We start from the raw sequence: 21,575 nt of genomic DNA, 5'->3' as shown, positions 1-21,575 counted from the left end.
CTGCAAGCAGCCTTTTATCGGGCGCTGATCAGCGGCGCAGTCAGCTTCTCCAGCAGGCCAGCCTGCGCGCTGCGCGGGTTCTGGTTGCCGCTCGGGCTGGTACGCAGGTAGCGCCCATCTGACTGCAGCACCCAGGCCTGGGTGTTGTCGGTCAGGTAGCTTTCCAGCTCCTTCTTGACCCGCAGAATCAGCTTCTTGCCTTCCACCGGGAAGCAGGTCTCGACGCGCTTGTCGAGGTTGCGCTCCATCCAGTCGGCGCTCGACAGGTAGATCTTCTCCTCGCCGCCATTGGAGAAATAGAACACCCGCGTGTGCTCCAAGAAGCGGCCGATGATCGAGCGCACCTGGATATTGTGCGACACGCCGATAATGCCCGGACGCAGGCAGCACATACCGCGCACTACCAGGTCGATCTTCACCCCGGTCTGGCTGGCCTTGTACAGCGCGCGAATGATCTTCGGATCGGTCAGCGAGTTGAACTTGGCGATGATATGCGCCGGTTTGCCCTCGGCCGCCAGGGCGGTTTCGCGGGCGATCATGTCGAGCAGGGTCTTTTTCAGGGTAAACGGCGCATGCAGCAGCTTTTTCATGCGCAAGGTCTTACCCATGCCGATCAGCTGGCTGAACAGCTTGGAGACGTCCTCGCACAACGCCGCATCGGCGGTGAGCAGGCTGTAGTCGGTGTACAGCTTGGCGTTGCCGGCGTGGTAGTTGCCAGTGCCGAGGTGGGCATAACGGACGATATCGCCGGCCTCGCGGCGCAGAATCAGCATCATCTTGGCGTGGGTCTTGAAGCCCACCACGCCGTAGATCACCACTGCCCCAGCGGCCTGCAGGCGGCTGGCCAACTGCAGGTTGGACTCTTCATCGAAACGCGCACGCAGCTCGATCACCGCCGTGACTTCCTTGCCGTTACGCGCCGCCTCTACCAGTGCATCGACGATCTCCGAGTTGGCCCCGGAGCGGTAAAGGGTCTGCTTGATGGCCAGCACGTGCGGGTCTTTCGCCGCCTGGCGCAGCAGGTCGACCACCGGGGTAAAGGACTCGAAGGGGTGCAACAGGAGGATGTCCTGCTTGCTGACCACACTGAAAATGTTCTCGGCGTTCTGCAGCAGCTTGGGGATCACTGGGGTGAACGGTGTGTATTGCAGCTCCGGGTGGCTTTCCAGACCGGTGATGCTGAACAACCGGGTCAGGTTGACCGGACCATTGACCCGGTACAGCTCGGCCTCGGTCAGGCTGAACTGCTTGAGCAGGTAATCCAGCAGCGGCCGTGGGCAAGTGTCGACCACTTCCAGGCGCACCGCATCGCCGTAACGGCGGCTGAACAGCTCGCCACGCAGGGCGCGGGCCAGGTCTTCGACGTCCTCGGTGTCCACCGACAGGTCGGCGTTACGGGTCAGGCGGAACTGGTAGCAGCCCTTGACCTTCATGCCCTGGAACAGGTCATCGGCGTGGGCGTGGATCATCGAGGAGAGGAACACAAAATTGTCGCCAGGGCCGCCGACATCCTCCGGCACCTTGATGATGCGCGGCAGCAGACGCGGCGCCGGAATGATCGCCAGACCGGAGTCGCGCCCGAAGGCGTCGATGCCTTCCAGCTCGACGATAAAGTTCAGGCTCTTGTTTACCAGCAGCGGGAACGGGTGCGTCGGATCGAGGCCGATCGGGGTGATGATCGGCGCGATCTCGTCGCGGAAATAGCGGCGCACCCAGGCCTTGTGCTTGGTGGTCCAGAAGCGCCGACGGATAAAATTGACGTTGTGCTTGGCCAGCGCCGGGAACAGGTTGTCGTTGAGGATGGCGTACTGGCGGTCCACCTGCTCGTGCACCAGCTCGGCAATCCGCGCCAGCGCCTGGTGCGGCTGCAGGCCGTCGGCGCCGGCCTGTTCGCGGGCGAAGTTGATCTGCTTCTTCAGGCCAGCCACGCGGATCTCGAAGAACTCATCCAGGTTGCTGGAGAAAATCAGCAGGAACTTCAGCCGTTCCAACAACGGATAGGACTCATCCAGCGCCTGCTCCAGCACGCGGATATTGAACTGCAGCTGCGACAGCTCGCGGTGAATGTACAGGCTGCTGTCATCCAGGTTATGGATCACCACAGGCGCAGGTACGACCGGCGCTGGGGCCTCGATGACAGGGGTTTCCACGGCTACAACCTCATCGACGACCGGTTGGGCGTCTTGCAATTCAGGGGTACTGAGTCCTTCGGTGTTCATTACAAAGTCCTGGCGGGGCTATTGCCCCTGCTTCAGCAGCTCTGCCGCGCGCACGGCGAAATAAGTCAGGATGCCATCGGCACCCGCACGTTTGAAGGCAGTCAGTGATTCGAGAATCACCGCCTCGCCCAACCAACCATTCTGAATAGCCGCCATATGCATGGCGTACTCACCGCTGACCTGATAGACAAAGGTCGGCACCTTGAATTCCGCTTTGACCCGCCAGAGGATGTCCAGATAGGGCATGCCCGGCTTAACCATGACCATATCTGCGCCTTCGGCCAGATCGGCGGCCACTTCATGCAGCGCTTCGTCGCCATTGGCTGGGTCCATCTGGTAGCTGGCCTTGTTCGCCTTGCCCAGATTGGCCGCCGAGCCCACCGCATCGCGGAACGGGCCGTAGTAGGCGCTGGCGTACTTGGCCGAGTAGGCCATGATGCGCACATTGGTATGGTCGGCCAGTTCCAGCGCCTCGCGAATGGCCTGCACACGACCGTCCATCATGTCCGAGGGTGCGACCACCTGGGCACCGGCGTCGGCATGCGACAGCGCCTGCTTGACCAGCGCATCGACGGTGATGTCGTTCTGCACATAGCCGGACTCATCGAGGATGCCGTCTTGGCCATGGGTGGTGAATGGGTCCAGGGCTACATCGCTGATCACCCCCAACTCGGGGAATTTGGCGCGCAGGGCACGGATCGCACGCTGGGCGATGCCGTCCGGGTTCCAGGCTTCTTCAGCCAGCAGGGATTTCTTCTCCAGCGGCGTCACCGGGAACAGCGCCAGCGCCGGAATGCCCAGGGCCACCCAGTGCTCGGCTTCCTTGAGCAGCAGGTCGATGGATAGACGCTCGACACCCGGCATCGAGGCAATCGCTTCGCGGCGGTTTTCACCGTCGAGGACAAACACCGGCAGAATCAGATCATCGACACTCAGGCGGTTTTCCCGCACCAGACGTCGGGAAAATTCATCACGGCGGTTGCGACGCAGGCGAGTGGCGGGAAACAGGCGATTGGCGGGGGTAAAGCTCACGGCAGGCTCCGAAGCCCGTAGCAACGGGCGAGTGTGACAGTTATAAGCGGCCATTATGACCAAAGTATGACAACGCACGACAGCGCTGCGACCGCTTGCCGCAAGCCCAACCAGCATAGCGCCGCAACTATGGCGAAGATATGTTGCACGCGAATGGGCTCATGCGCGTTTTCTCGAGCCTGAAAAGCATAACGGTGGAGCAGGCCTGCGCCTGTCCACCGTTGTTGGCTCCTGCTATGAATAACCTTTAGGCGGGTACGACATCTTGCCCGCGCGGGGTCCAGAACAAGGCGCCCAGGCTGAGCAGGCTATAGCCCAACAGCAGCGCCCAGAGCAGTGGCTGAGCGCTCAGCAGGCCAAGCTGCAGGGCCAGCCAGGCCGCCGGCAGGTTGAGCAGCAGACGCAGCATTTCCCAGCGTCTGGCCGTCGGCCGGTTTTCCAGCCAGCTGCCGATGATCGTCAGCCCCACGGCCATCCAGACGATGCCCAGCAACGCCTGCGCCAGGCTCAGTGTGTCGCCCATGCCCAGCAGCAGGGTGCCGGCCACTACGTAGAGGCTGAACTGCACACCGGCATAGAGCTTCTGCGCCAGGCTCAGCGGCACATCGAATTTGACGAACTGGCTGAGGTCCGGCTTGCTCTGTGGGTACTTGGCCGCCACATCGGCCGGACGCCAGCCGGTGCGCATAAACCAGATGCGCCATTTGTCCCACCAAGATTCGGCGCGCAGCGCGTCACGCCACAGCGCGACATAGAACTGCGCATTGGCCCACAGCGGGTTCCAGCTGGCCAGCGGCGTGGTCACGCCGAACACCACCGGCTCCTCGTCCAGCTCTTCCTGAAAGGTGCCGAACAGGCGATCCCAGAGAATGAACACACCGCCATAGTTGCGATCCATATACACGGCATTCTGCGCATGGTGCACACGGTGGTTGGACGGCGTGATAAACACCCACTCGAACCAGCCCAGTTTGGGGATATGCCGGGTATGCACCCAGAACTGATAGAGCAGGTTCAGCGCCGCCACGGTCAGAAATACCAGCGGCGGCACGCCGGCCACAGCCATCGGCAGGTAGAAGACCCAGCCGAAGATAAACCCGGTACTGGTCTGCCGTAGTGCAGTGGAGAGGTTGTAGTCCTCACTCTGGTGATGCACCGAATGCGCCGCCCAGAGCACGTTGCGCTCGTGCCCCAGGCGGTGGTTCCAGTAGTAGCAGAAGTCATAGAAGACAAAGGCGAACAGCCACACCCACAGGCTGCTGGCCGACAGTTCAAACAGCGCCAGCTGCTGCCAGGCCAGGGTGTAGGTGAGCAGACCGACGGCCTTGGTCAGCAGGCCCACGGTGGTCGACAGTACCCCGGCGCTGAGGCTGTTGAGGGCATCGGAGAAGCGGTAGGTGCTGACCCCGCGCCAACGGTCGATCACGAGTTCCAGGGCGATCAAGGCAAAGAAGAACGGTACGGCGTAGAGGATGTAATTCATGGTTTCACCCGTTGCAGAGAACCGCCATATCGCTGTACGCAGCTAACGGCTAGGATTGCTCAGTAAATCCTAGCCCAGCGCCGCAGCACTCTCGCGGCGCACCATGCCAACCTAGGTGGCATATGGCGACAGTGGTAATAGGTCACGACTCAATCCGGTACGGCTGGCAATTCAGGAGAACTTGATGAACAAGAAAGTCGCGGTGATTCTTTCCGGCTGTGGCGTCTATGACGGCGCGGAAATCCATGAAAGCGTGATCACCCTGCTGCGCCTCGATCAGCGTGGCGCGCAGGTGCAGTGCTTTGCCCCCAACGTGCCGCAGCTGCATGTGGTCGATCACTACAGTGGCGACGAGATGGACGACACGCGCAACGTACTGGTCGAGTCGGCGCGCATTGCTCGCGGCAAGATCAAGGACGTCAAGGAGCTGCATGTCGGCGACTTCGATGCGCTGATCATGCCCGGCGGCTTCGGCGTGGCGAAAAACCTCTCCGACTTCGCCATCAGCGGCGCCAACTGCACCGTGCAGCCAGACGTACTGAGCGCCACCCAGGCCTTCGTCAAGGCCGGCAAGCCGGTAGGCCTGATGTGCATTGCTCCAGCGCTGGCGGCAAAAATCTTCGGCGCGGGCGTGATCTGCACCATCGGCAAGGACCACGAAACGGCGGCCACCCTGGTGCAAATGGGCGCCGAGCACCATGAGTGCGAAGTCAGCGAGATTGTCGAAGACGCCGAGCGCAAGCTGGTGACCACCCCGGCCTATATGCTCGCCGAGTCGATCAGTGAAGCCGCCGCCGGCATCAACAAGCTGGTGGATCGGGTGTTGGAGCTTAGCCACCCGGCCTGAATCGGCGGCCTGATCAGCCACGGATCAGGCCGATAGCAAGCCAATCACGCCAATGCGCGCGGTACTCCGGCCGCGCCACTGGCCAGATCGGCGCCAGTACGGCAGGTTGATCATCCCCTCGCCCAGGCACGCCTCCATGAGCAATCCACCATTCGAGCTGACCGCCGAACTGCAGCAAGCGGTCAGCAGCTTCTTTCAGCGCATCCCCTTCAACCAGATGCTCGGCATCGAACTGGACGAACTCAGCAGTCAGCGCGTAACCATGCACCTGCCGATGAAGCCCGAACTGATCGGCAACTTCGTCCACGGCATTCTGCACGGTGGCGTGATTTCTTCGCTACTGGATGTGGCTGGCGGTGCCATGGCGCTGATTGGCGCCTTCGACAAACACCAGCACCTGTCCAGCGCCGAGCGCATGGCGCGACTGTCGAAACTCGGCACCATCGACCTGCGCATTGACTACCTGCGCCCCGGCCGCGGCCAGCGCTTTACCGCCAGTGCGGTGCTGCTGCGCACCGGCAACAAGGTGGCGGTGGTGCGCAGTGAACTGCACAGCGACGACGGCACCCTGGTGGCCGTCGGCACCGGCACTTATCTGTGTGGGTAAAACCCCGGATTGCATCCGGGCTACGTGCGCACCAGACGGGTGAGGATACGATCCAGTGAATTGGCGAACGCCTGTTTGTCGCGCTCGCCATAAGGCGGCTGACCGCCGCCGACCTGACCCAGTTCGCGCAGCTCGGTAAACAGGTTACGCACCGCCAGTTTGTCGCCCATATTGCGCTCATCAAACTCGCGACCGCGCGGATCAAGGGCGGCGACACCCTTCTTTACCAGACGGTCGGCCAGCGGCACGTCGCTGCAAATCACCAACTCACCCGGCAGGGCGTGTTCCACCAGGTAATCATCGGCGGCATCCGGCCCGCTTGGCACCACAATCAGGCGCACGCAGCTGTAGGCCGGTTTGATTTGCGCCTGACCGGCCACCAGCAGCACCTCGAAGCGCCGCTTCAAGGCGAACTTCACCACCTGATCCTTGGCCGCCTTGGGGCAGGCATCGGCATCAATCCACACGCGCATGGCTCATTACTCTTTGCAGGCAAGCCGACATGGTAAGCCATGCCGGCAGCAGCTGCGCTTCAGGCCTGAGACAGACGGCGCTGCTCGCCCAACCAGCTACGCCCATAAAACAATGCAATGGCCGCCAGCGCGACGGCCTGGGCGGCGAGGCCATAGGCATCCGCGTGAATACCCAGCCAGTCGAACTCGAAGAATGCTACAGGGTGCGTATTAAGCACGCCGGCTTCTTGCAAGGCCGCCACACCATGACCGGCAAACACCACCGAAAGCATGCACAGCAGCACCGCGTTAGCACCGAAGAAGGTTGCCAGCGGCAACTTGCGTGAACCGCGCAGGATCACCCAGGCCAAGCCAAGCAGCAACGCCAAAGCGGCAGCCGCACCCGCCAGGACCATGCCATGGCCTTGTGGGCCAGCCTGCAGCCAGAGCGTTTCGTAGAAGAGGATGACTTCAAACAGCTCGCGGTAAACCGAGAAGAACGCCAGCACGGCAAAGCCGAAACGCCCACCGCCGCCGACCAGGCTGCTCTTGATGTAATCCTGCCAGGCCGCGGCATGCCGGCGGTCATGCATCCACACCCCGAGCCAGAGCACCATCACGCTGGCAAACAGTGCAGTCACGCCTTCCAGCAGTTCACGCTGCGCGCCGCTGACATCGATCAGGTAGGCCGCCAGCGCCCAGGTGCCAGCGCCAGCCAGCAGCGCCAAGCCCCAGCCGATGTGCACGCTGCGCACCGCCTGTTGCTGACCGGTGTTGCGCAGGAAAGCGAGAATCGCCGCCAGCACCAGAATCGCCTCCAGCCCTTCACGTAGCAGAATCAGCAGGCTGGAAAAAAAGCTCAGCGAACTCGACAGGCCGTCGCCATCGAGCAACGCGGCAGAAGTCGCCAGCTCGGCCTTGGCCTGCTCCAGCCGCTGCGCTGCCTGCGGCACCGCCAGACCGTCCTGCAGCGCCTGGCGGTAGGCCATCAGCGCACGCTCGGTGGTCTTGCGCTGCAGCGGATCGAGGTTGTTCAACGCCCCCTCGACCAGCTCGAAGCCTTCCAGATAGGCACCGACAGAGAGATCATAGGCCTGCTCGTGATCGCCCGCCCGATAGGCCGCCAGGCTCTGCTCCAGAGTCGCGCGGGTGTGCTCGATCAATTGCAGCGGCCCACGCTGCTGCGCCGGCGGCTGCGCACGCTGGGCGCGAAAGCGCGCAGCCGCCTCATCACCCTGCGCGACAGCCACTTCATTCGGGGTCATACCAGCCAGCTCAGCCAGACTGAACGCCTCACCCTGAGCAGCCGGCGCGGCGCTAAACCCGGCGATATAACTGGCCAGGTCCCAGCGCTGGCGCTCATCTAACTGATCAGCAAAAGCTGCCATGTCAGTGCCATCAATACCTAGGCCGACGGTGTTGAACAGGTCATACAGGCTCAACCGGTTGAGCCGCGTCAGATCGCGCAAGTTGGCCGGCGGCGGCTCCAGGCCGATGCCCGCGGGCCCGTCACCGGCGCCACTGGCGCCATGACACACGCTGCAATGCTGAGCGAACAGCGGCGCGCCACGGCTGGGATCTGGAGTGATGGCCGGAGCCTGGCTGACGCCATAGGCCGTGGCCAGAGTCGCGGCCAACTGCCGCGCCTGCTGCGCCACCTGGCTGCCCTCGACACGACGCTCGATGCCCTGACGCAGGTTGGCAACACCTCGCTCTAGCTCGGCCTGTTCGCTACGCGCTGGCAGCGCAACGATCAGACCTTGCAGTACAGTGAGAAACTCCAGCTGCTCGCGGTACTCGCCGGAGTCGATCACCTGACCATTGGCCACGGTGGCCGGGTAGTCCGCGCCCAGGTAGCCGAACAGATGCAGAGCTTGCGCCGCGCCCTCGATGGGCTCGGCCATAACAGCCAGGCTGCAGAGTGCCAATACGGGCACCAGCAACCAGCTGCAGAAACGCAATACGGAAGTCATATAGGAGAAGATCCAAATACGAATGAATGACGATTCCATTGTCATCTTCCTACTGACTTTCCTCAACCACTGATCGACCATGGGCCGCGGCGGATCGTCGCAACGGCGCAGGAGTAATGCGATGAGCTTTTGGCAACGCTTAGAAGAACCGGCGCATGTCGTGGTTTGTGGCGCCAGCCGAGGAATTGGTCTGGCGCTGACCACACAATTACTCGCCCGCGCCGATGTCGCCGGGGTCTGGGCCATCGCCCGCCAAGCCAGTCAGGCGCCTGGCCTGCTTGAGCTGCGAGAGCAGTATGGCCAGCGCCTGCAGTGCCTGGATGTGGATGTATGCGATGAACGGGCGCTGAGTGAGTTTGCCACGCATTTGCGCACCGCCATCCCGCGCCTGCAGCTACTGCTATGCACAGTTGGCGTGCTGCAGGACGGCGCGGCAAAGGCCGAGAAGGGTTTGGCGCAGATCAATCTTGAGGGGTTGCTGGCGACCTTTCAGCGCAACAGCTTTGCGCCGATTCTGCTGCTCAAGCACCTGCTGCCGCTGCTACGCGGTCAGCATGCCTGCACGGTGGCGGCGCTGTCAGCGCGGGTCGGTTCGATTGGCGACAACCGCCTCGGCGGCTGGTACAGCTACCGCGCCAGCAAGGCCGCGCTGAACCAGTTACTGCACACTGCGAGCATTGAGCTCAGCCGGCTAAACCCCAACAGCTGCGTACTCAGCCTGCACCCCGGCACCACCGATACCGAGCTGTCGAAACCCTTCCAGGCCAATGTGCCGGCAGACAAGCTGTTTACCCCAGGCTATGCCGCCGAATGCCTACTGGCGCAGGTCGAACAACATGGTCCGGGGCAGACCGGCAGCTTCTGGGGCTGGAACGGCCAGCCCATTCCCTGGTAGCAATACCAGCGCAGCGCAGCTCAGACCGGCGCGCGACGCACGCTGGCCAGCAATGCCGCCGCACCCACAAACAGCGTGCCGAAGGTGCGGTTCATCAGTTTCTGCTGGCGCGGCGAACGCAACGCGCCCAGCACCCGCGCGGCCAGGCCGGTGTAACCGGCCATCACGATCAGGTCGACGCTGATCATGGTCACGCCCATCACCAGGTACTGGCTCAGCAACGGGGCCTGCGGATTAAGGAACTGCGGCAGCACCGCGAGCATAAAGACAATCGCCTTAGGGTTGCTGAAGTTGACCAGAAAGCCGCGCAGCACCAGGGTCAACGGGCGACCGATGGGACGCTCGGCCTGCGCCGTCATATCAGTGGGCAGCGCCTGCCACTGGCGATAGCCGAGGTACACCAAGTAGACCACGCCAAACCATTTGATCAGGCTGAAGGCCAATTCCGACGCCGCCAGAATTGCCCCAACACCGGCGGCCACAATGGCGATCTGCAAGGCCAGGCCCAATTGCAGACCCAGGGCATTCCAGTAACCGCGCAGAAAGCCGTATTGCAGCCCGGCCGACATCGAGGCAATCGCCCCGGCGCCCGGCGACAGGCTGATGACCCAACAGGCCACAAAGAATGCAAGCCAGGTTTCCAGTGCCATGGCAGATACCTCAAACAGAAAATAAAAAAATGAAGGGATCATTTTTTAACGTCGCATAGCGACGGCCCGTAGGGTGGCCGCCAAGGATGGCGGCCATAAAAAGGGGTAGGCCGCTAGCCTACCCCTTGTTGGGTGACTCGCCCAGCCGCTGAATCAGTCCGGCGACCCTTTACGCAGCTGCACCGGCTCCAGCTCTTCCTTGCGCGCGCGGGCACGGGCCGTACGCAGGCGGATGTTGATGGCTTCCACCGCCAGCGAGAAGGCCATGGCGAAGTACACATAACCCTTCGGCACATGCACGTCGAAGGCTTCGGCGATCAGCACGGTGCCGACCACGATAAGGAACGACAGAGCAAGCACCTTCAGGCTCGGGTGCTTGTCGATAAAGTCGCTGATGGTGCCCGCCGAAAGCATCATCACGATCACCGAAATCACGATGGCCGCAACCATCACCGGCACGTTGTCGACCAGGCCGACCGCAGTGATTACCGAGTCGAGGGAAAAGATGATATCGATGATCGCGATCTGCACGATGATGCCCATAAAGCCATAGGCCTTGCCCCCGCCAGCCTGACCTTCCTCTTCACCCTCCAGGCTGTGGTAGATCTCAGTTGTGCTCTTGAACAGCAGAAACAGCCCGCCGAAGAACAGAATCAGGTCACGACCGGAGAAGCCTTCACCGAAGACGTGGAACAGGTCTGTGGTCAGGCGCATCACCCAGCTGATCGACAACAGCAGCAGAATCCGCGTGCCCATCGCCAGCGCCAGGCCGAAGAAGCGCGCCTTCGGCTGCTGATGCTTAGGCAGACGGCTGACCAGAATCGAGATAAAGATGATGTTGTCGATGCCCAGGACAATTTCCAGGGCAGTCAGGGTCAGAAACGCGACCCATAGTTCAGGGTTGGCCAGCCATTCCATAAAGGTCAGATCTCGCGAGTACGCGCTGCAGGGAGTTCGCCGTTACGCCAGCGGCGCACGGCTTTTTGGAAAAACAGGCTATTGGGAATCTGCACCCAGGCACCGGGCGCATCACCGCTGAGATCTTCCAGGGTGGTGTAAAACAGGTTGATCGCCACCACTCGCCCACGTACACCAGGCTTGTCGGCACTTTCCAGTACCTCGACACAATCGCCCAGGCGAAACGGCCCCATGGCAAAAATCAGCAGCGCACAGAACATGTTGGACAACACGCTCCAGATGGCGAAAAAGGCAATCGCCGCCACCGCTGCAAAACCCGTGAGTGCCGTCCACAGCACCTGGGCTGAAACACCCAAACGCTCCAATACCAACATAAAAGCGCTGCCGAGAATCAACCAACGCAGCAAACCGCGCAGCGGCATCAGCAACTCGGCCGGCAACTGCGGGTAGCGGTTGCCGAGGCGAGTGATGCCACGGGTGAGGATGCGCTGGAACAGCCAGGCCAGCAGCACAATCAGGATCACCTGACCGGTGCGCAGCAGCGGCTCTTGCCAGGTCATCAACCATTCCAGGGTCGGCAGAGTGATGTTCAACTGGCAGCTTCCAGCTCGGCTTGCAGGGCTTCGAGGGTTTCCAGCGCAAGCATCCAGCGCTCTTCCAGATCGGCTTCGCGGCTTTTCAGCTTGGCCTGTTCGGCCAGGGCATCACGCAGCTCGTCCTTGCGCGCGGCTTCGTAGATGTCGCTGTCACCCAAACGCGCTTCGACAGCCGCAAGTTTCTCGTGCAACTGGCCCAGCTCTTTCTCCAACTTGTCGGCTTCGCGCTTGTGTGGGGCCAACTGCTGACGCAACGCTGCCGCAGCCTGACGCTGCACGCGCTTGTCGGCTTTATCCGGATTGCTCTCGCCACTGCTGGTCGGCGCCTGCCGCGTGCGGTAGTCCACCAGCCAGCGGGCGTAGTCTTCCAAGTCACCGTCGAACGGCTGCACCAGCCCATCGGCGACCAGCAGGAACTCGTCGGTGGTGCTCTTCAGCAAGTGGCGATCGTGGGAAACCACCACCACTGCACCGGAAAATTCCTGCAGCGCCATGGTCAGCGCCAGGCGCATTTCCAGGTCAAGATGGTTGGTCGGTTCATCCAGCAGCAGCAGGTTAGGCTTGCCCCAGGCAATCAGCGCCAAGGCCAGGCGCGCTTTTTCACCGCCAGAGAAATTCAGCACCGGCTCGTCGCAACGCGGGCCGCGGAAGTCGAAGCCACCGAGGAAGTCGCGCAAGGTCTGCTCGCGCTCGGTCGGCGCCAGGCGCTGGAAATGCAACAGCGGGCTGGCCTTGTCATCCAGGGCATCGAGCTGATGCTGGGCAAAGTAGCCGACCACCAGGTTCTCGCCACGCTGCAGAAGGCCGCTGATCGGCTGCAGCTCGTTCGACAGGTTCTTGATCAGCGTTGATTTACCCGCGCCGTTCGGCCCAAGCAAGCCAATGCGCGCGCCGGGCGCCAGATTCAGTTTGACCTTCTCCAGCACCACCTTGTCGCCATAACCGAGGCGGCCTTCGCTCAGATCCAGCAGCGGGCTGGAAATCTTATCGGCCTCGCGGAAGCTGAAGTCGAAGGGCGAATCGACATGCGCCGCCGACAGCTCTTCCATGCGCTCCAGTGCCTTGATCCGGCTCTGCGCCTGACGGGCTTTAGTGGCCTGTGCCTTGAAGCGCGCAATGTACTTTTCCATGTGCGCACGCTGCACTTGCTGCTTCTCGTACGCCTGTTGCTGCTGCGCCAAACGCTCGGCACGGGTGCGCTCGAAGGCCGAATAGCCGCCGCGATAAAGGGTCAGCTTCTGCTGATCGAGGTGAGCCACATGGTCCACTACGGCATCGAGGAAATCGCGGTCATGGGAGATCAGCAGCAAGGTACCGGGGTAACCTTTCAGCCAGCTTTCCAGCCAAAGGATCGCATCGAGATCGAGGTGGTTGGTCGGCTCGTCGAGCAGCAGCAGGTCGGATGGGCACATCAGCGCCTGCGCCAGGTTCAGGCGCATGCGCCAGCCACCGGAGAAATCGCCAACGCGGCGATCCATCTGCGCGCTGTCGAAACCCAGGCCAGCGAGCAGCTTGCGCGCGCGGGCATCGGCACTGTAGCCGTCGAGGGTGTCCAGTTCGGTGTGCAAGCGCGCTACGGCGGCGCCGTCATGCGCGGCTTCGGCCACGGCCAGCTCGGCTTGCACCTTGCGCAGTTGCAGGTCGCCATCGAGCACATAGTCGACCGCCTGGCGCTCGACCGCATCGATCTCCTGGCGCATATGCGCCACGCGCCAATCGGCGGGGATCAGGCAGTCGCCCGCGTCCGCACTCAGCTCGCCACGAAACAGGGCGAACAGGCTGGATTTGCCGGCACCATTGGCGCCGATCAGGCCGGCTTTGTGGCCGGGGTGCAGGGTCATCTCAGCGTCTTCTAGCAGACGCTGAGGGCCACGCTGTAAAGTCAGGTTCAGGAGTCGGATCATAATGGCGGCGGAGTCTACCAGAGTCCCTTTAGGGTCTGTTCCCGTTTCATCGCGAGCCGCGTTGCCGCGAGAAATGGCCCCCGGTTAGGCGCAGGACGCAGGTAATGGTCATTCCCTTGCCAAGTCCTGCAACAACAGCGGGGGCCATTTCCCGCGCAACCCAAAGGGCCGGGCCTGTTTTTGCGCGATACTGCGTTTCTCGACACTCATTTGGAACAACCAAACGTCGTGTCTCGTGCCTTGCCTCGCGCAAAAACAGGCTCCGGCGCGGCCGTGAATGAAACGGGCACAGACCCTAGTGAAACCCGGAAAGCACCATGCCTACTGACCTGTGGCGATTCGCCGAAGCACTGTATCAACGACCTGGCGTCGAGGTTGCCTGCCTGCTGCTGCAAACGCAGGATGAGGACGTGTGCCTGCTGCTGTGTGCCGCCTGGCTGGAACGCCGGCAGATTGCCTACTGCGATGAGCGCGCCGAAGCGTTGCGCGCGCTCGCGCAACCCTGGCAACAACAAGTGGTGATGCCGCTGCGCCAATTGCGGCAGAACTGGCGTGAGCAGGCGCAGAGCGATAATGCCCTGAAGCAGTTACGTGAACAGATCAAACAGCTTGAACTGGAGGCGGAGCGCGAGCAGTTGGAACGCCTGGCGGCGTGCACTCAAGACTGGTCAGACAGCGCGGCAGACGCGCCGCTGGACTGGCTGGAACGGTTGACGCCCCAGCCCGGCAACCGCGATGCGCTGCAAACGCTGCGCATCGCGGCGGCGCAACTCAGCGCTTAAACAGCGCTTGGCGGGGTGCTGCCATTGCTGCCATTGCTGCCGGCAGGTGCAGCAGGCGCTGCGGCAACCGGTGCTTTAGCAACGGCTGGCTTAGCGGCAAGCGGTTTAGCGGCAGGCTTGGCGGCTGGTTTTTTCGCAACAGGCTTGGCCACGGCTTTCGCCGCGGGTTTGGCGGCTGGCGCTTTTTTCACTGCAGGTTTTGCGGCTGCCTTGGCAGGCTGCGCAGCAGGCTTGCTCGCCGCCGGCTTAGCCGCACTGGCCGCTACTGGTTTTTTCACCGCAGGTTTGGCGGGTGCCTTGGCTGCAGGTTTTGCAGCAGCTGGCGCTTTGCTGGCGGCCTTGGCCGGGGCTTTGGCAGCAGGTTTAGCCGCTGGCTTGGCCGGGGCTTTAGTTGCGGCAGGCTTAACTGCAACGGCCTTGGCCGAGCGGCTGTCCAGCGCCTTGCTTACGGCTTCTTTAACCTTGCCAACGCCCTGGGCCAGTTTCAGGCTTTCCTGCGCATCACGCTTGAGCCCGGCGATGTATGTGCGGGTTTCGCTCTGACGGTCTTTCAGGGTATCGAGCAGTTGCTCCAGTTCCGCCACGGCCTCTTTACCTTTGGCCTGAGCCTTGGCTTTGCCGGCGACCGCTGCATCCTGCATTTTGCTGCGGGCTTTATGCAGTTTTTCCTGGGCTTTGCCGCGTTGCTTTTCCAGCTTGGCGAGCAGCTTCTCGGCATCAACCAAAGCGCGGGTGCAGGCATCTTCAAGATGCTCAAGCAGGCTGCTGGAAAGTTGCTGCAACAAGTGCAGCGGGGTACTCACTGATTTCTTCTTTGCATTCTTTGTAGCCGACATGACGCGCCTCCTGGCGGATGAAGATGGCGTCATACTAGACCTCCTGTTGCCCGCCTTGCCACCTCGCGCATTGAGCTTGCGAGCCTGGCTGGCATAATCGGCGCACCTTAGGCCGGAGAACACCCATGCCACGTTTCGCCTTGCTACTGCTTTGCCTGCTCACCCCGTTGTCTCAAGCGCACGAGCATTCCCACGACCTGGCTTATAGCCTGGGGGTAAAACTCGGTGAGCGGCTGCGCGATGAGGTGCCGGATCTTGAGCTGCAAGCGCTGCTCGATGGCCTGCGCCAGGCCTACCGCAATGAGCCGCTGGCGCTGGATGCCAAGCGCATCGAAAGCCTGCTGGCCGAGCATGAAGCGCAGCTGGCCAACGCCCCGGAACGCATCGAAAAAGCCAAAAAAGCAGAGCAGCGTTTTCTCGCCACGGAGAAAGCCAAGGCTGGCGTACGGGTATTACAGGATGGCGTGCTGATGCAGGAACTGCGTGCCGGCAGCGGCCGCAAACCCGGCGCGAAGGATCGCATTCAGGTGCGCTATATCGGTTTTCTGGCGGATGGCAGTCAGTTCGACGAAAGTCAGACTGCACAGTGGTTTCGCCTGGATAGCGTGATCGCCGGATGGCGCAGTGCGCTGCAGCAGATGCCGGTGGGCGCGCAGTGGCGCTTGGTGATTCCGTCGGCTCAGGCATATGGCGAAGAAGGTGCGGGGGATTTGATTCCACCCTACTCACCCCTGGTGTTCGAGCTGGAATTGCTCGACACCAAGGAGTAACGCGTCAGGTCATCAGAGGGCCGGCGCGGCCTGCTCCTGATGGGCGTTGTGCAGGACTTCGATCAGGCAGTCCTCCAGCTCGAAACGCTCGTGCAGCAACTGGCCGAGACGTTTCAGCTCATCGAGCAGCGATACCGAATCATGGCAATCACCATTGTCGCAGCGGTCGTTGAAGGCCAGCGCCACCTCGGTGATCACCTCGATACGTGGGTAGATCTGCTTGGCCAGATCAAGACCACGCTGATCGCCAAAAGCCTTGGCTTCACTGGTCAGCTGTTCGTAGACCTCAAAGTGGCCAGCGGATACGTAATCGACGAGGATTTCGCAAAAGCGCTGCAGGGCTTCGGCATTGGCGCTCGGCGCTTGCGGTGAGCTGTTGATGGCGGCATACGCATGCACCAGCTCCTTGCGCTCTTGCAGCCAGCGGTCGATCAGCAGGTGAACCCCACCCCAACGTTCCTGGGCGTTCTGACAACTCTCGAGCATGATGACCTCTACTTCCCTATTGCTATTAGTGTTGTTCGCCTGCACGAGACAGTTTTTTGTCAGTCCATGCAAGGTCTGGGAAGACAGCCGCGAAACGGCAACTTTCCGGCGGTATCTGTGAGCCAGATTATTCCCGCAGGCCTAGGCCTTCAAGGTAGCGCTGGAGAAAATTTCATACAAGCGTTTAACCGACAGCTACTCGGCCCTCTCAGCCGCGACCGGCTTATAAAAGCTCAGGGTAACCTGGCCAAGATCAATGCCCCACTTCGACATACGCGCCCGATTGAGCATCACCTGGCCATCCATCAGGAACATCCAGTCATCAAAATCAACCACATAGGTTGAGTCATCGACCTTCAACCGCAGCTTGTAGCGCCAGTTCAAGGTGTTGCCGGCAACATGCCCAATCGCCTCACCAACCACATCATCTGCAGTGCCGCGCCAACTGCCGTCGGCCTGCTTCCTCAACGTCCAGACGCGTCGTTCGGTGCTGCCATCGCTGTAGGTAAAGCGTTCGTCGAGCACGCCTACATTGCCGTCCCAGGTGCCGGTCATGGCCACATGAAAGCGTTTGACCACCTCGCCGGCGCGGTTCTGGAACATGCCCCAGGCCTGCAATTCGCCATTGAAGTACTCACTCAGCTCCAGGCGCGGCTGCTCGCTGGCGTAATCATTCACCTGCGGGCCGGCGCAACCCACCAGCAGCGCCATCAGACAGCAGATCAACAGCGTGCGCATAAGCACCTCGATAAACGGTTAAATCAAATTGCTGCAGGCAAAACCGGCGTACACAACCGCGCATCAAGCAGGCGCAGACCTTCCTGATACAGGCTGTTGCTACGCTCCAATTCGCCCTGTTGCCCCAGCAGGCGCGCCAGCTCAGCGCAGGTTTCCGGATGACGTTGAAAAGCCAGGCTGCTTTCCAGGTAATCCTTGGCCTTACCCCAAAGCTGGCTGTGCAGACACAGCCGCCCCAACGTCAGCAACAGGCCGGCATCCTGTGGATGCTGCTTCAACCAGCCCTCGGCCGCCTGCAACTGCTTGCCCAGATCACGCCCATGCAACAAGCCGTAGAGGCGCACCAGGGCAGTGTCGTAATGCTGTTTCAAGAAATGCCGCAGCAGCTCTTCCGCCTCGGCTTCGGCACCCAGCTGGCGCAGTTGTTCGGCATACACCGTCAGTAGCTCGGGCACCTGATGCTGAACTGTCGACATGGCCTGCCAGACTTGCTGCAACACCAGCAGCGCCGCTTGCGCGTCGCCGTCAACCGGTTGAGCGGCCTGCAGCAAGCGCCCACGCCAGGCCTGACGTTCAAGCTCGCTCAGCTCGGCATTACCCAGGGCTTTTTCCTTGCGCAGATCTGGCAGCAGCCCAAGCAGCGCCGACCAATCGCCCGACTGCAGGTAGAGCTGCTGCAGCTGACGCAATACCAAGTGGTGGTGCGGATGACGCGAACGCATGGCTTGCAGGGTATCCAGCGCGGCATCGGTCTGTCCGCGCGCCAGTTGCAGCTCGGCATGCTGCAGGGCAATCGCCAGCTCCGCCTGTGGCTGGCGGTTGAGGGCCTGCTCCAGCAGGTCATCGCTGTCGCTGTGATGTCCCAGCTGATGCGCAGCGCGTGCGGCGCCCAAGTAATAGCTCAAGGGCTGCGGCGCGCTGCTGGCTGCCTGTTTAAGATGACGCAAGGCGCGCGCCCAGCGGCCTTCGGCGAGATCGAGAAAGCCCTGTTCGGACGCCAGCCGCACGCGGCGGCGGCTGTGCAGACGTGACCAGGGATTGAGCAGGCCGCCGGACGTGACCAGTAGCCGGACGCTCAAGCGCAGCAGATATATCAGCAGCCAAACTACCAACACCAGGGCGACAAAGGCCCACAGGCTGGATTCATAGCGAAAGCCCTGAAAGGCAATCAGCACATAGCCCTTGTGTTCGGCCAGCGGCAGACCGAACAGTACCAGGCTGGCGACGCCGGCAACGACCGCCAGAATCAGCAGCAACCAGTAGAGGCGCTTCATTGCAGTTCCTCCTGCAGTTGCGCCTCGACATCATCGGCAGTCGCAGCAGCGGGCTCAGCCTCGACCTGCTGCTGGCTGCGCGCCGCCTGCTTGGCCTGGATATAGGCCTGCACGGCATTCAGCGTCGGACTAAGGTCCGGCGGCGTCACTGCGATCGGCCGCTCGGCCAGCTCATCAATGCGCGCGCGCAGAGCGCGGCTATTGGGATTGTCCACATCGAAGTGCGCATCCAGCACTTCACGCGCCTGTTGCAGGGCCTGCTGGTACACCGCCGTCTGGCCGTGCAAGGCGCCCCATTGCGCCTGCTCCAGCGCCAGGCTGAGGGCCAGGCGCACCTGGGTCAGGCTCTGACCGGCGAGCATCGGGCGGATATTACGGTCGGCGTTGAAGTCGATGCGGAAGTATTCCGACAAGGTCTGCAGGGCACGCTGCCACCACTGCGGCTCCATCACACCCTCAGCAGCCAGCTCGCTGAGCACACCACCCTCGCCGCTGAAGCTCGGGGCCAGGGCATTGAGTTGCGCCACCTGCTCGCGCAATGCGCCGAGTTGCAGAAACAACCCGGTACGATCCGGGTTGGCGGTGGAGCGCAGCGCTTGCAGGCTCTTGGCCAATTGCTCGCGGGCGGCGAAGGCGGCGGGATCATCCTGCTCATGGAGGATTTCATCGGCGGCCTGCACCAGCGCAGTGGCGCTGTTGATGTCCTGCAACGCGGACAGGCGCAGGCTGGCCAGCCGCAGCAGGTGCTCAGCCTCGGCCAGGCGCCAATCCTGGCGACTGGCACCGAGTACGGTTTCCAGGCGCTGATTGAGCAATTGCTGATCGCCCTGCAGCTGGGTCAGCAGACGGCGACGGGTTTCCAGCTCCGCGACACTTGGCAACTCATCCAGTCGCGCCTCTAATTTCTTGCCCGTCTGCGCCAGACTTTGCGCGTCATTACGCGCCTCCTGCAGCAGGCCCAACTGTTGTTGCTCGCGAGCGTCCAGCGCCTGCAACTGCCAAAGCCCCCAACCACCGGCGCCAGCGCCGGCCGCCGCAACCAACAAGGCCAGCAGCGCCAGGCCGTTGCCACGCGAGGCCGGCTTGCCCACAGCAGGTGCTGGCGTAACCGGCTTCGCAGCGGCGGTATCCAGCGGCGCCGGCTGCTGTTGTTTCACCTCGTGACCCTGCGGGGCTTGCTCTTTCGGGGTAGTTGCTTCGCTCACGTATCCATCCTTTGCGTCAGAGATCGGGGCAGGTTGCGCCTGCAAGGCTGCCAGCAACGCCGCGGCACTCGCACCACGGCAGTCCACAACAAATTGTGCACCCGCCGCACGGGCCATCTCGGCAACTCGCGGGCTGGGTACAAACAAGGGTAGCCGGGCCAGTTCGGCCCAGGCGTCAGCGGCAAGCTCGCGCAAATGCACAAAGCCCTGCCCACTGCTGACCACCAGAGCGTTCAGGCGTTCAGACTGAACCCGCTCGATCAGCGCCGCGGACGGGTAATCCGGCAGCACCCGGCGATACAGTGGCAGATAGTCCACCTGCACGCCTTGGCCGCGCAAGCGCTCGGCCAGTAACTCTCGGCCACCCTCGCCACGCAGGATCAATACCTGCGGATTGGTAGCGGCCGTCAGTGCCTGCTGCAACTGTGGCAGGGCGAGCAGCGCCTCGCTGTCATCGGCCTGTTCGGGGTAATGCACCTGCAGGCCGTGTTCACGAAGAATCTGCGCCGTGGCCGCACCGACGCTGAACCAGGGCTGCTCTGCAGGCACTGGCAGTTGATATCGATCCAGCAGATCGAGCCCCAACCGCGCCGCCGGTTTGCTCACCACGATCACCGCGCTGTAGCGGGGCAGATCGGCCAGCGTGGCGCGTTGTTCGGTACTCTCGCTCAGCGCCTCAATGGCCAACAACGGCAAGCTACTGCTATAGATGCCCTGCCCAGCCAAGGTTGCCGCCAGCGCGGCCGACTCCTGGGCCGGTCGCGTCAGCAGCAAACGCCAACCACTCACTCGGCGGCGGCCTCGCCATAGACGGCTTGCAAAATAGCCGCAGCGCCCTGGGCCAGCAGCGCTTCAGCCACCTGCACACCGAGTTGCTCGGCTTGCGCTAGCGGAGCACGGCTTTCCGCCCGCAGCAGCAAACCGCCATCCGGCTGACCGACCAGCCCGCGCAACCACAGCTGCTCGCCTTCGAGCACCGCGTAGCAGGCAATCGGCACTTGGCAGCCGCCATTCAGGTGCTTGTTCAACGCGCGCTCGGCGGTCACCCGCAGCGCGGTATCACGGTGATGCAGAGGCGCCAGCAGGGCGTGGATTTCGCTGTCAGCCGTGCGGCATTCGATGCCCACCGCGCCCTGACCGCCAGCGGGCAAGCTGTCTTCAGCGCTGATCGAAGAACGAATACGCTCTGCAAAGCCCAAGCGAATCAGCCCGGCAGCGGCGAGGATGATGGCGTCGTACTCGCCGGCATCCAGCTTGGCCAAACGGGTATTGACGTTGCCACGCAGAAACTGGATTTTTAGATCCGGACGACGCGCCAGCAGCTGGGCCTGACGGCGCAGGCTGGAGGTGCCGACCACACTGCCAGCCGGCAACGCGTCGAGGCTGGTGTAGGTGTTGGAAACGAAAGCATCGCGCGGGTCTTCGCGCTCGCAGATGCAGTACAGACCCAGGCCTTGGGGGAAGTCCATCGGCACATCCTTCATCGAATGCACGGCGATGTCGGCCTGATTTTCCAGCATCGCGGTTTCCAGCTCTTTGACGAACAGACCCTTGCCGCCAATCTTCGCCAGCGGCGCGTCGAGCAGTTTGTCGCCACGGCTGACCATGGGCACCAGGCTGACCTTGAGGCCAGGGTGCGCCTGCTCCAGACGGGCTTTGACGTGTTCGGCCTGCCACAGGGCCAGGGCACTTTTACGGGTGGCGATGCGGATTTCGCGAGACATGGGCAATTCCAGAAAACGAACTGCCGGGGATAATAACAGGCTGGCCCGCATCAGGCCTGCGACCCTAGCTGCTAAAGCTCCTTAGCAACCAGTATCGGATCTCGCGAGCTAGAGTGAGACAAGGCGGAAACAGGCGAGGAAGCGGAGTTTACTGTTGTAAATGAGCATTCCGAGACGCCGCGTC

20 protein-coding genes and 1 pseudogene are annotated in these 21,575 nt (G+C 62.3%); 5 read left to right on the top strand and 16 right to left on the bottom strand.

The features are described from left to right. Positions 1 to 14 precede the first annotated feature (14 nt). The 3 genes from ppk1 to Q8M42_RS10080 all read right to left on the bottom strand — a co-directional run bounded on the left by ppk1 (position 15) and on the right by Q8M42_RS10080 (position 4,734). Entirely contained in the window at positions 15 to 2,219 is a 2,205-nt protein-coding gene (gene ppk1 / locus Q8M42_RS10090) for a polyphosphate kinase 1 (protein ID WP_304863409.1), read from the bottom strand. 18 nt (positions 2,220 to 2,237) lie between these two features. Next, positions 2,238 to 3,251: a porphobilinogen synthase gene (gene hemB / locus Q8M42_RS10085; protein ID WP_304863410.1), complete on the bottom strand. Its 1,014-nt coding sequence runs from the start codon at positions 3,249 to 3,251 to the stop codon at positions 2,238 to 2,240. A gap of 247 nt (positions 3,252 to 3,498) precedes the next feature. Beyond that, positions 3,499 to 4,734, bottom strand: a complete 1,236-nt coding sequence (locus Q8M42_RS10080) for a sterol desaturase family protein (protein WP_304863413.1) — start codon at positions 4,732 to 4,734, stop codon at positions 3,499 to 3,501. A 184-nt stretch (positions 4,735 to 4,918) separates the two neighbouring features. On the opposite strand from Q8M42_RS10080, the gene elbB reads away from it, so the two are divergent. Both elbB and Q8M42_RS10070 read left to right on the top strand, forming a co-directional pair. Further along, on the top strand, positions 4,919 to 5,581 hold the full coding sequence (elbB, locus tag Q8M42_RS10075; protein WP_304863414.1) for an isoprenoid biosynthesis glyoxalase ElbB: 663 nt from the start codon (positions 4,919 to 4,921) through the stop codon (positions 5,579 to 5,581). A 136-nt stretch (positions 5,582 to 5,717) separates the two neighbouring features. After that, positions 5,718 to 6,188: a thioesterase family protein gene (locus Q8M42_RS10070; protein ID WP_304863416.1), complete on the top strand. Its 471-nt coding sequence runs from the start codon at positions 5,718 to 5,720 to the stop codon at positions 6,186 to 6,188. A 20-nt stretch (positions 6,189 to 6,208) separates the two neighbouring features. Here the strand turns inward: Q8M42_RS10070 and Q8M42_RS10065 are convergent, their stop codons facing one another. Both Q8M42_RS10065 and Q8M42_RS10060 read right to left on the bottom strand, forming a co-directional pair. Continuing rightward, positions 6,209 to 6,661 carry a YaiI/YqxD family protein gene (locus tag Q8M42_RS10065; RefSeq protein WP_304863419.1) on the bottom strand — a complete coding sequence of 151 codons (453 nt, stop codon included), beginning with the start codon at positions 6,659 to 6,661 and terminating at the stop codon, positions 6,209 to 6,211. Positions 6,662 to 6,720: 59 nt separating this feature from the next. Then, positions 6,721 to 8,613, bottom strand: coding sequence for an FTR1 family protein (locus Q8M42_RS10060; RefSeq protein WP_304863739.1), 1,893 nt, complete (start codon positions 8,611 to 8,613; stop codon positions 6,721 to 6,723). A gap of 121 nt (positions 8,614 to 8,734) precedes the next feature. Here Q8M42_RS10060 and Q8M42_RS10055 point away from each other — a divergent pair, with 121 nt between their 5' ends. Further along, positions 8,735 to 9,508, top strand: a complete 774-nt coding sequence (locus tag Q8M42_RS10055) for an SDR family NAD(P)-dependent oxidoreductase (RefSeq protein ID WP_304863421.1) — start codon at positions 8,735 to 8,737, stop codon at positions 9,506 to 9,508. A gap of 20 nt (positions 9,509 to 9,528) precedes the next feature. Here Q8M42_RS10055 and rhtB read toward each other — a convergent pair whose 3' ends face one another. From rhtB to Q8M42_RS10035, 4 genes are all read right to left on the bottom strand, one after another. Further along, positions 9,529 to 10,158 carry a homoserine/homoserine lactone efflux protein gene (gene rhtB / locus Q8M42_RS10050; RefSeq protein WP_304863423.1) on the bottom strand — a complete coding sequence of 210 codons (630 nt, stop codon included), beginning with the start codon at positions 10,156 to 10,158 and terminating at the stop codon, positions 9,529 to 9,531. 153 nt (positions 10,159 to 10,311) lie between these two features. Further along, positions 10,312 to 11,076, bottom strand: coding sequence for a TerC family protein (locus Q8M42_RS10045; protein ID WP_304863425.1), 765 nt, complete (start codon positions 11,074 to 11,076; stop codon positions 10,312 to 10,314). Between the two features lie 5 nt (positions 11,077 to 11,081). Further along, on the bottom strand, positions 11,082 to 11,636 hold the full coding sequence (locus Q8M42_RS10040) for a mechanosensitive ion channel domain-containing protein (protein ID WP_370692675.1): 555 nt from the start codon (positions 11,634 to 11,636) through the stop codon (positions 11,082 to 11,084). A gap of 29 nt (positions 11,637 to 11,665) precedes the next feature. Beyond that, positions 11,666 to 13,576, bottom strand: coding sequence for an ATP-binding cassette domain-containing protein (locus Q8M42_RS10035; protein ID WP_304863427.1), 1,911 nt, complete (start codon positions 13,574 to 13,576; stop codon positions 11,666 to 11,668). A 317-nt stretch (positions 13,577 to 13,893) separates the two neighbouring features. Here Q8M42_RS10035 and Q8M42_RS10030 point away from each other — a divergent pair, with 317 nt between their 5' ends. Beyond that, entirely contained in the window at positions 13,894 to 14,358 is a 465-nt protein-coding gene (locus Q8M42_RS10030) for a TIGR02444 family protein (protein ID WP_304863429.1), read from the top strand. On the opposite strand, the gene Q8M42_RS10025 is transcribed toward Q8M42_RS10030, so the two are convergent. Next, positions 14,355 to 15,194 (bottom strand): AlgP family protein, encoded by an 840-nt coding sequence (locus tag Q8M42_RS10025; protein WP_304863431.1) that lies wholly within the window; start codon positions 15,192 to 15,194, stop codon positions 14,355 to 14,357. The two genes, Q8M42_RS10030 and Q8M42_RS10025, sit on opposite strands and share 4 nt — an antisense overlap. A 125-nt stretch (positions 15,195 to 15,319) precedes the next feature. On the opposite strand from Q8M42_RS10025, the gene Q8M42_RS10020 reads away from it, so the two are divergent. After that, the gene (locus tag Q8M42_RS10020; protein ID WP_304863433.1) at positions 15,320 to 15,964 is read left to right on the top strand and encodes an FKBP-type peptidyl-prolyl cis-trans isomerase; all 645 of its coding nucleotides are present in this window, start codon (positions 15,320 to 15,322) and stop codon (positions 15,962 to 15,964) included. A gap of 12 nt (positions 15,965 to 15,976) precedes the next feature. Here the strand turns inward: Q8M42_RS10020 and rsd are convergent, their stop codons facing one another. The 6 genes and pseudogenes from rsd to hemC form a co-directional block, all read right to left on the bottom strand. Next, on the bottom strand, positions 15,977 to 16,450 hold the full coding sequence (gene rsd, locus Q8M42_RS10015) for a sigma D regulator (RefSeq protein WP_275962112.1): 474 nt from the start codon (positions 16,448 to 16,450) through the stop codon (positions 15,977 to 15,979). A 195-nt stretch (positions 16,451 to 16,645) separates the two neighbouring features. Then, positions 16,646 to 17,188, bottom strand: a complete 543-nt coding sequence (locus Q8M42_RS10010; protein WP_304863436.1) for a DUF3833 domain-containing protein — start codon at positions 17,186 to 17,188, stop codon at positions 16,646 to 16,648. Between the two features lie 23 nt (positions 17,189 to 17,211). Beyond that, positions 17,212 to 18,462 carry a heme biosynthesis HemY N-terminal domain-containing protein gene (locus Q8M42_RS10005; RefSeq protein ID WP_304863439.1) on the bottom strand — a complete coding sequence of 417 codons (1,251 nt, stop codon included), beginning with the start codon at positions 18,460 to 18,462 and terminating at the stop codon, positions 17,212 to 17,214. Next, positions 18,459 to 19,667: a uroporphyrinogen-III C-methyltransferase gene (locus Q8M42_RS10000; protein WP_370692676.1), complete on the bottom strand. Its 1,209-nt coding sequence runs from the start codon at positions 19,665 to 19,667 to the stop codon at positions 18,459 to 18,461. The genes Q8M42_RS10005 and Q8M42_RS10000 overlap by 4 nt, the downstream gene beginning before the upstream one ends. A 33-nt stretch (positions 19,668 to 19,700) precedes the next feature. Next, a pseudogene (locus tag Q8M42_RS09995) lies at positions 19,701 to 20,456 on the bottom strand (uroporphyrinogen-III synthase); the annotation flags it as partial. Then, complete coding sequence (hemC, locus tag Q8M42_RS09990; RefSeq protein ID WP_304863441.1) at positions 20,453 to 21,391, bottom strand: hydroxymethylbilane synthase; 939 nt, start codon at positions 21,389 to 21,391, stop codon at positions 20,453 to 20,455. The pseudogene Q8M42_RS09995 and the gene hemC, both read right to left, overlap by 4 nt. Positions 21,392 to 21,575: the final 184 nt, after the last annotated feature.

The sequence above is a fragment of the Pseudomonas sp. genome, from assembly GCF_030684895.1.
GTDB lineage: Bacteria > Pseudomonadota > Gammaproteobacteria > Pseudomonadales > Pseudomonadaceae > Aquipseudomonas.
The sequence above is the reverse complement of the archived record's forward strand: the minus strand, read 5'-3'. Positions and strand labels throughout refer to the sequence as shown.

Bases quoted from the DNA above. Each gene is read 5' to 3' on its own strand.
- ppk1 (WP_304863409.1), bottom strand. From the start codon at position 2,219: ATGAACACCGAAGGACTCAGTACCCCTGAATTGCAAGACGCCCAACCG.
- Q8M42_RS10080 (WP_304863413.1), bottom strand. From the start codon at position 4,734: ATGAATTACATCCTCTACGCCGTACCGTTCTTCTTTGCCTTGATCGCC.
- elbB (WP_304863414.1), top strand. From the start codon at position 4,919: ATGAACAAGAAAGTCGCGGTGATTCTTTCCGGCTGTGGCGTCTATGAC.
- Q8M42_RS10070 (WP_304863416.1), top strand. From the start codon at position 5,718: ATGAGCAATCCACCATTCGAGCTGACCGCCGAACTGCAGCAAGCGGTC.
- Q8M42_RS10065 (WP_304863419.1), bottom strand. From the start codon at position 6,661: ATGCGCGTGTGGATTGATGCCGATGCCTGCCCCAAGGCGGCCAAGGAT.
- Q8M42_RS10060 (WP_304863739.1), bottom strand. From the start codon at position 8,613: ATGACTTCCGTATTGCGTTTCTGCAGCTGGTTGCTGGTGCCCGTATTG.
- Q8M42_RS10055 (WP_304863421.1), top strand. From the start codon at position 8,735: ATGAGCTTTTGGCAACGCTTAGAAGAACCGGCGCATGTCGTGGTTTGT.
- rhtB (WP_304863423.1), bottom strand. From the start codon at position 10,158: ATGGCACTGGAAACCTGGCTTGCATTCTTTGTGGCCTGTTGGGTCATC.
- Q8M42_RS10045 (WP_304863425.1), bottom strand. From the start codon at position 11,076: ATGGAATGGCTGGCCAACCCTGAACTATGGGTCGCGTTTCTGACCCTG.
- Q8M42_RS10040 (WP_370692675.1), bottom strand. From the start codon at position 11,636: ATGACCTGGCAAGAGCCGCTGCTGCGCACCGGTCAGGTGATCCTGATT.
- Q8M42_RS10035 (WP_304863427.1), bottom strand. From the start codon at position 13,576: ATGATCCGACTCCTGAACCTGACTTTACAGCGTGGCCCTCAGCGTCTG.
- Q8M42_RS10030 (WP_304863429.1), top strand. From the start codon at position 13,894: ATGCCTACTGACCTGTGGCGATTCGCCGAAGCACTGTATCAACGACCT.
- Q8M42_RS10025 (WP_304863431.1), bottom strand. From the start codon at position 15,194: ATGTCGGCTACAAAGAATGCAAAGAAGAAATCAGTGAGTACCCCGCTG.
- Q8M42_RS10020 (WP_304863433.1), top strand. From the start codon at position 15,320: ATGCCACGTTTCGCCTTGCTACTGCTTTGCCTGCTCACCCCGTTGTCT.
- rsd (WP_275962112.1), bottom strand. From the start codon at position 16,450: ATGCTCGAGAGTTGTCAGAACGCCCAGGAACGTTGGGGTGGGGTTCAC.
- Q8M42_RS10010 (WP_304863436.1), bottom strand. From the start codon at position 17,188: ATGCGCACGCTGTTGATCTGCTGTCTGATGGCGCTGCTGGTGGGTTGC.
- Q8M42_RS10005 (WP_304863439.1), bottom strand. From the start codon at position 18,462: ATGAAGCGCCTCTACTGGTTGCTGCTGATTCTGGCGGTCGTTGCCGGC.
- hemC (WP_304863441.1), bottom strand. From the start codon at position 21,391: ATGTCTCGCGAAATCCGCATCGCCACCCGTAAAAGTGCCCTGGCCCTG.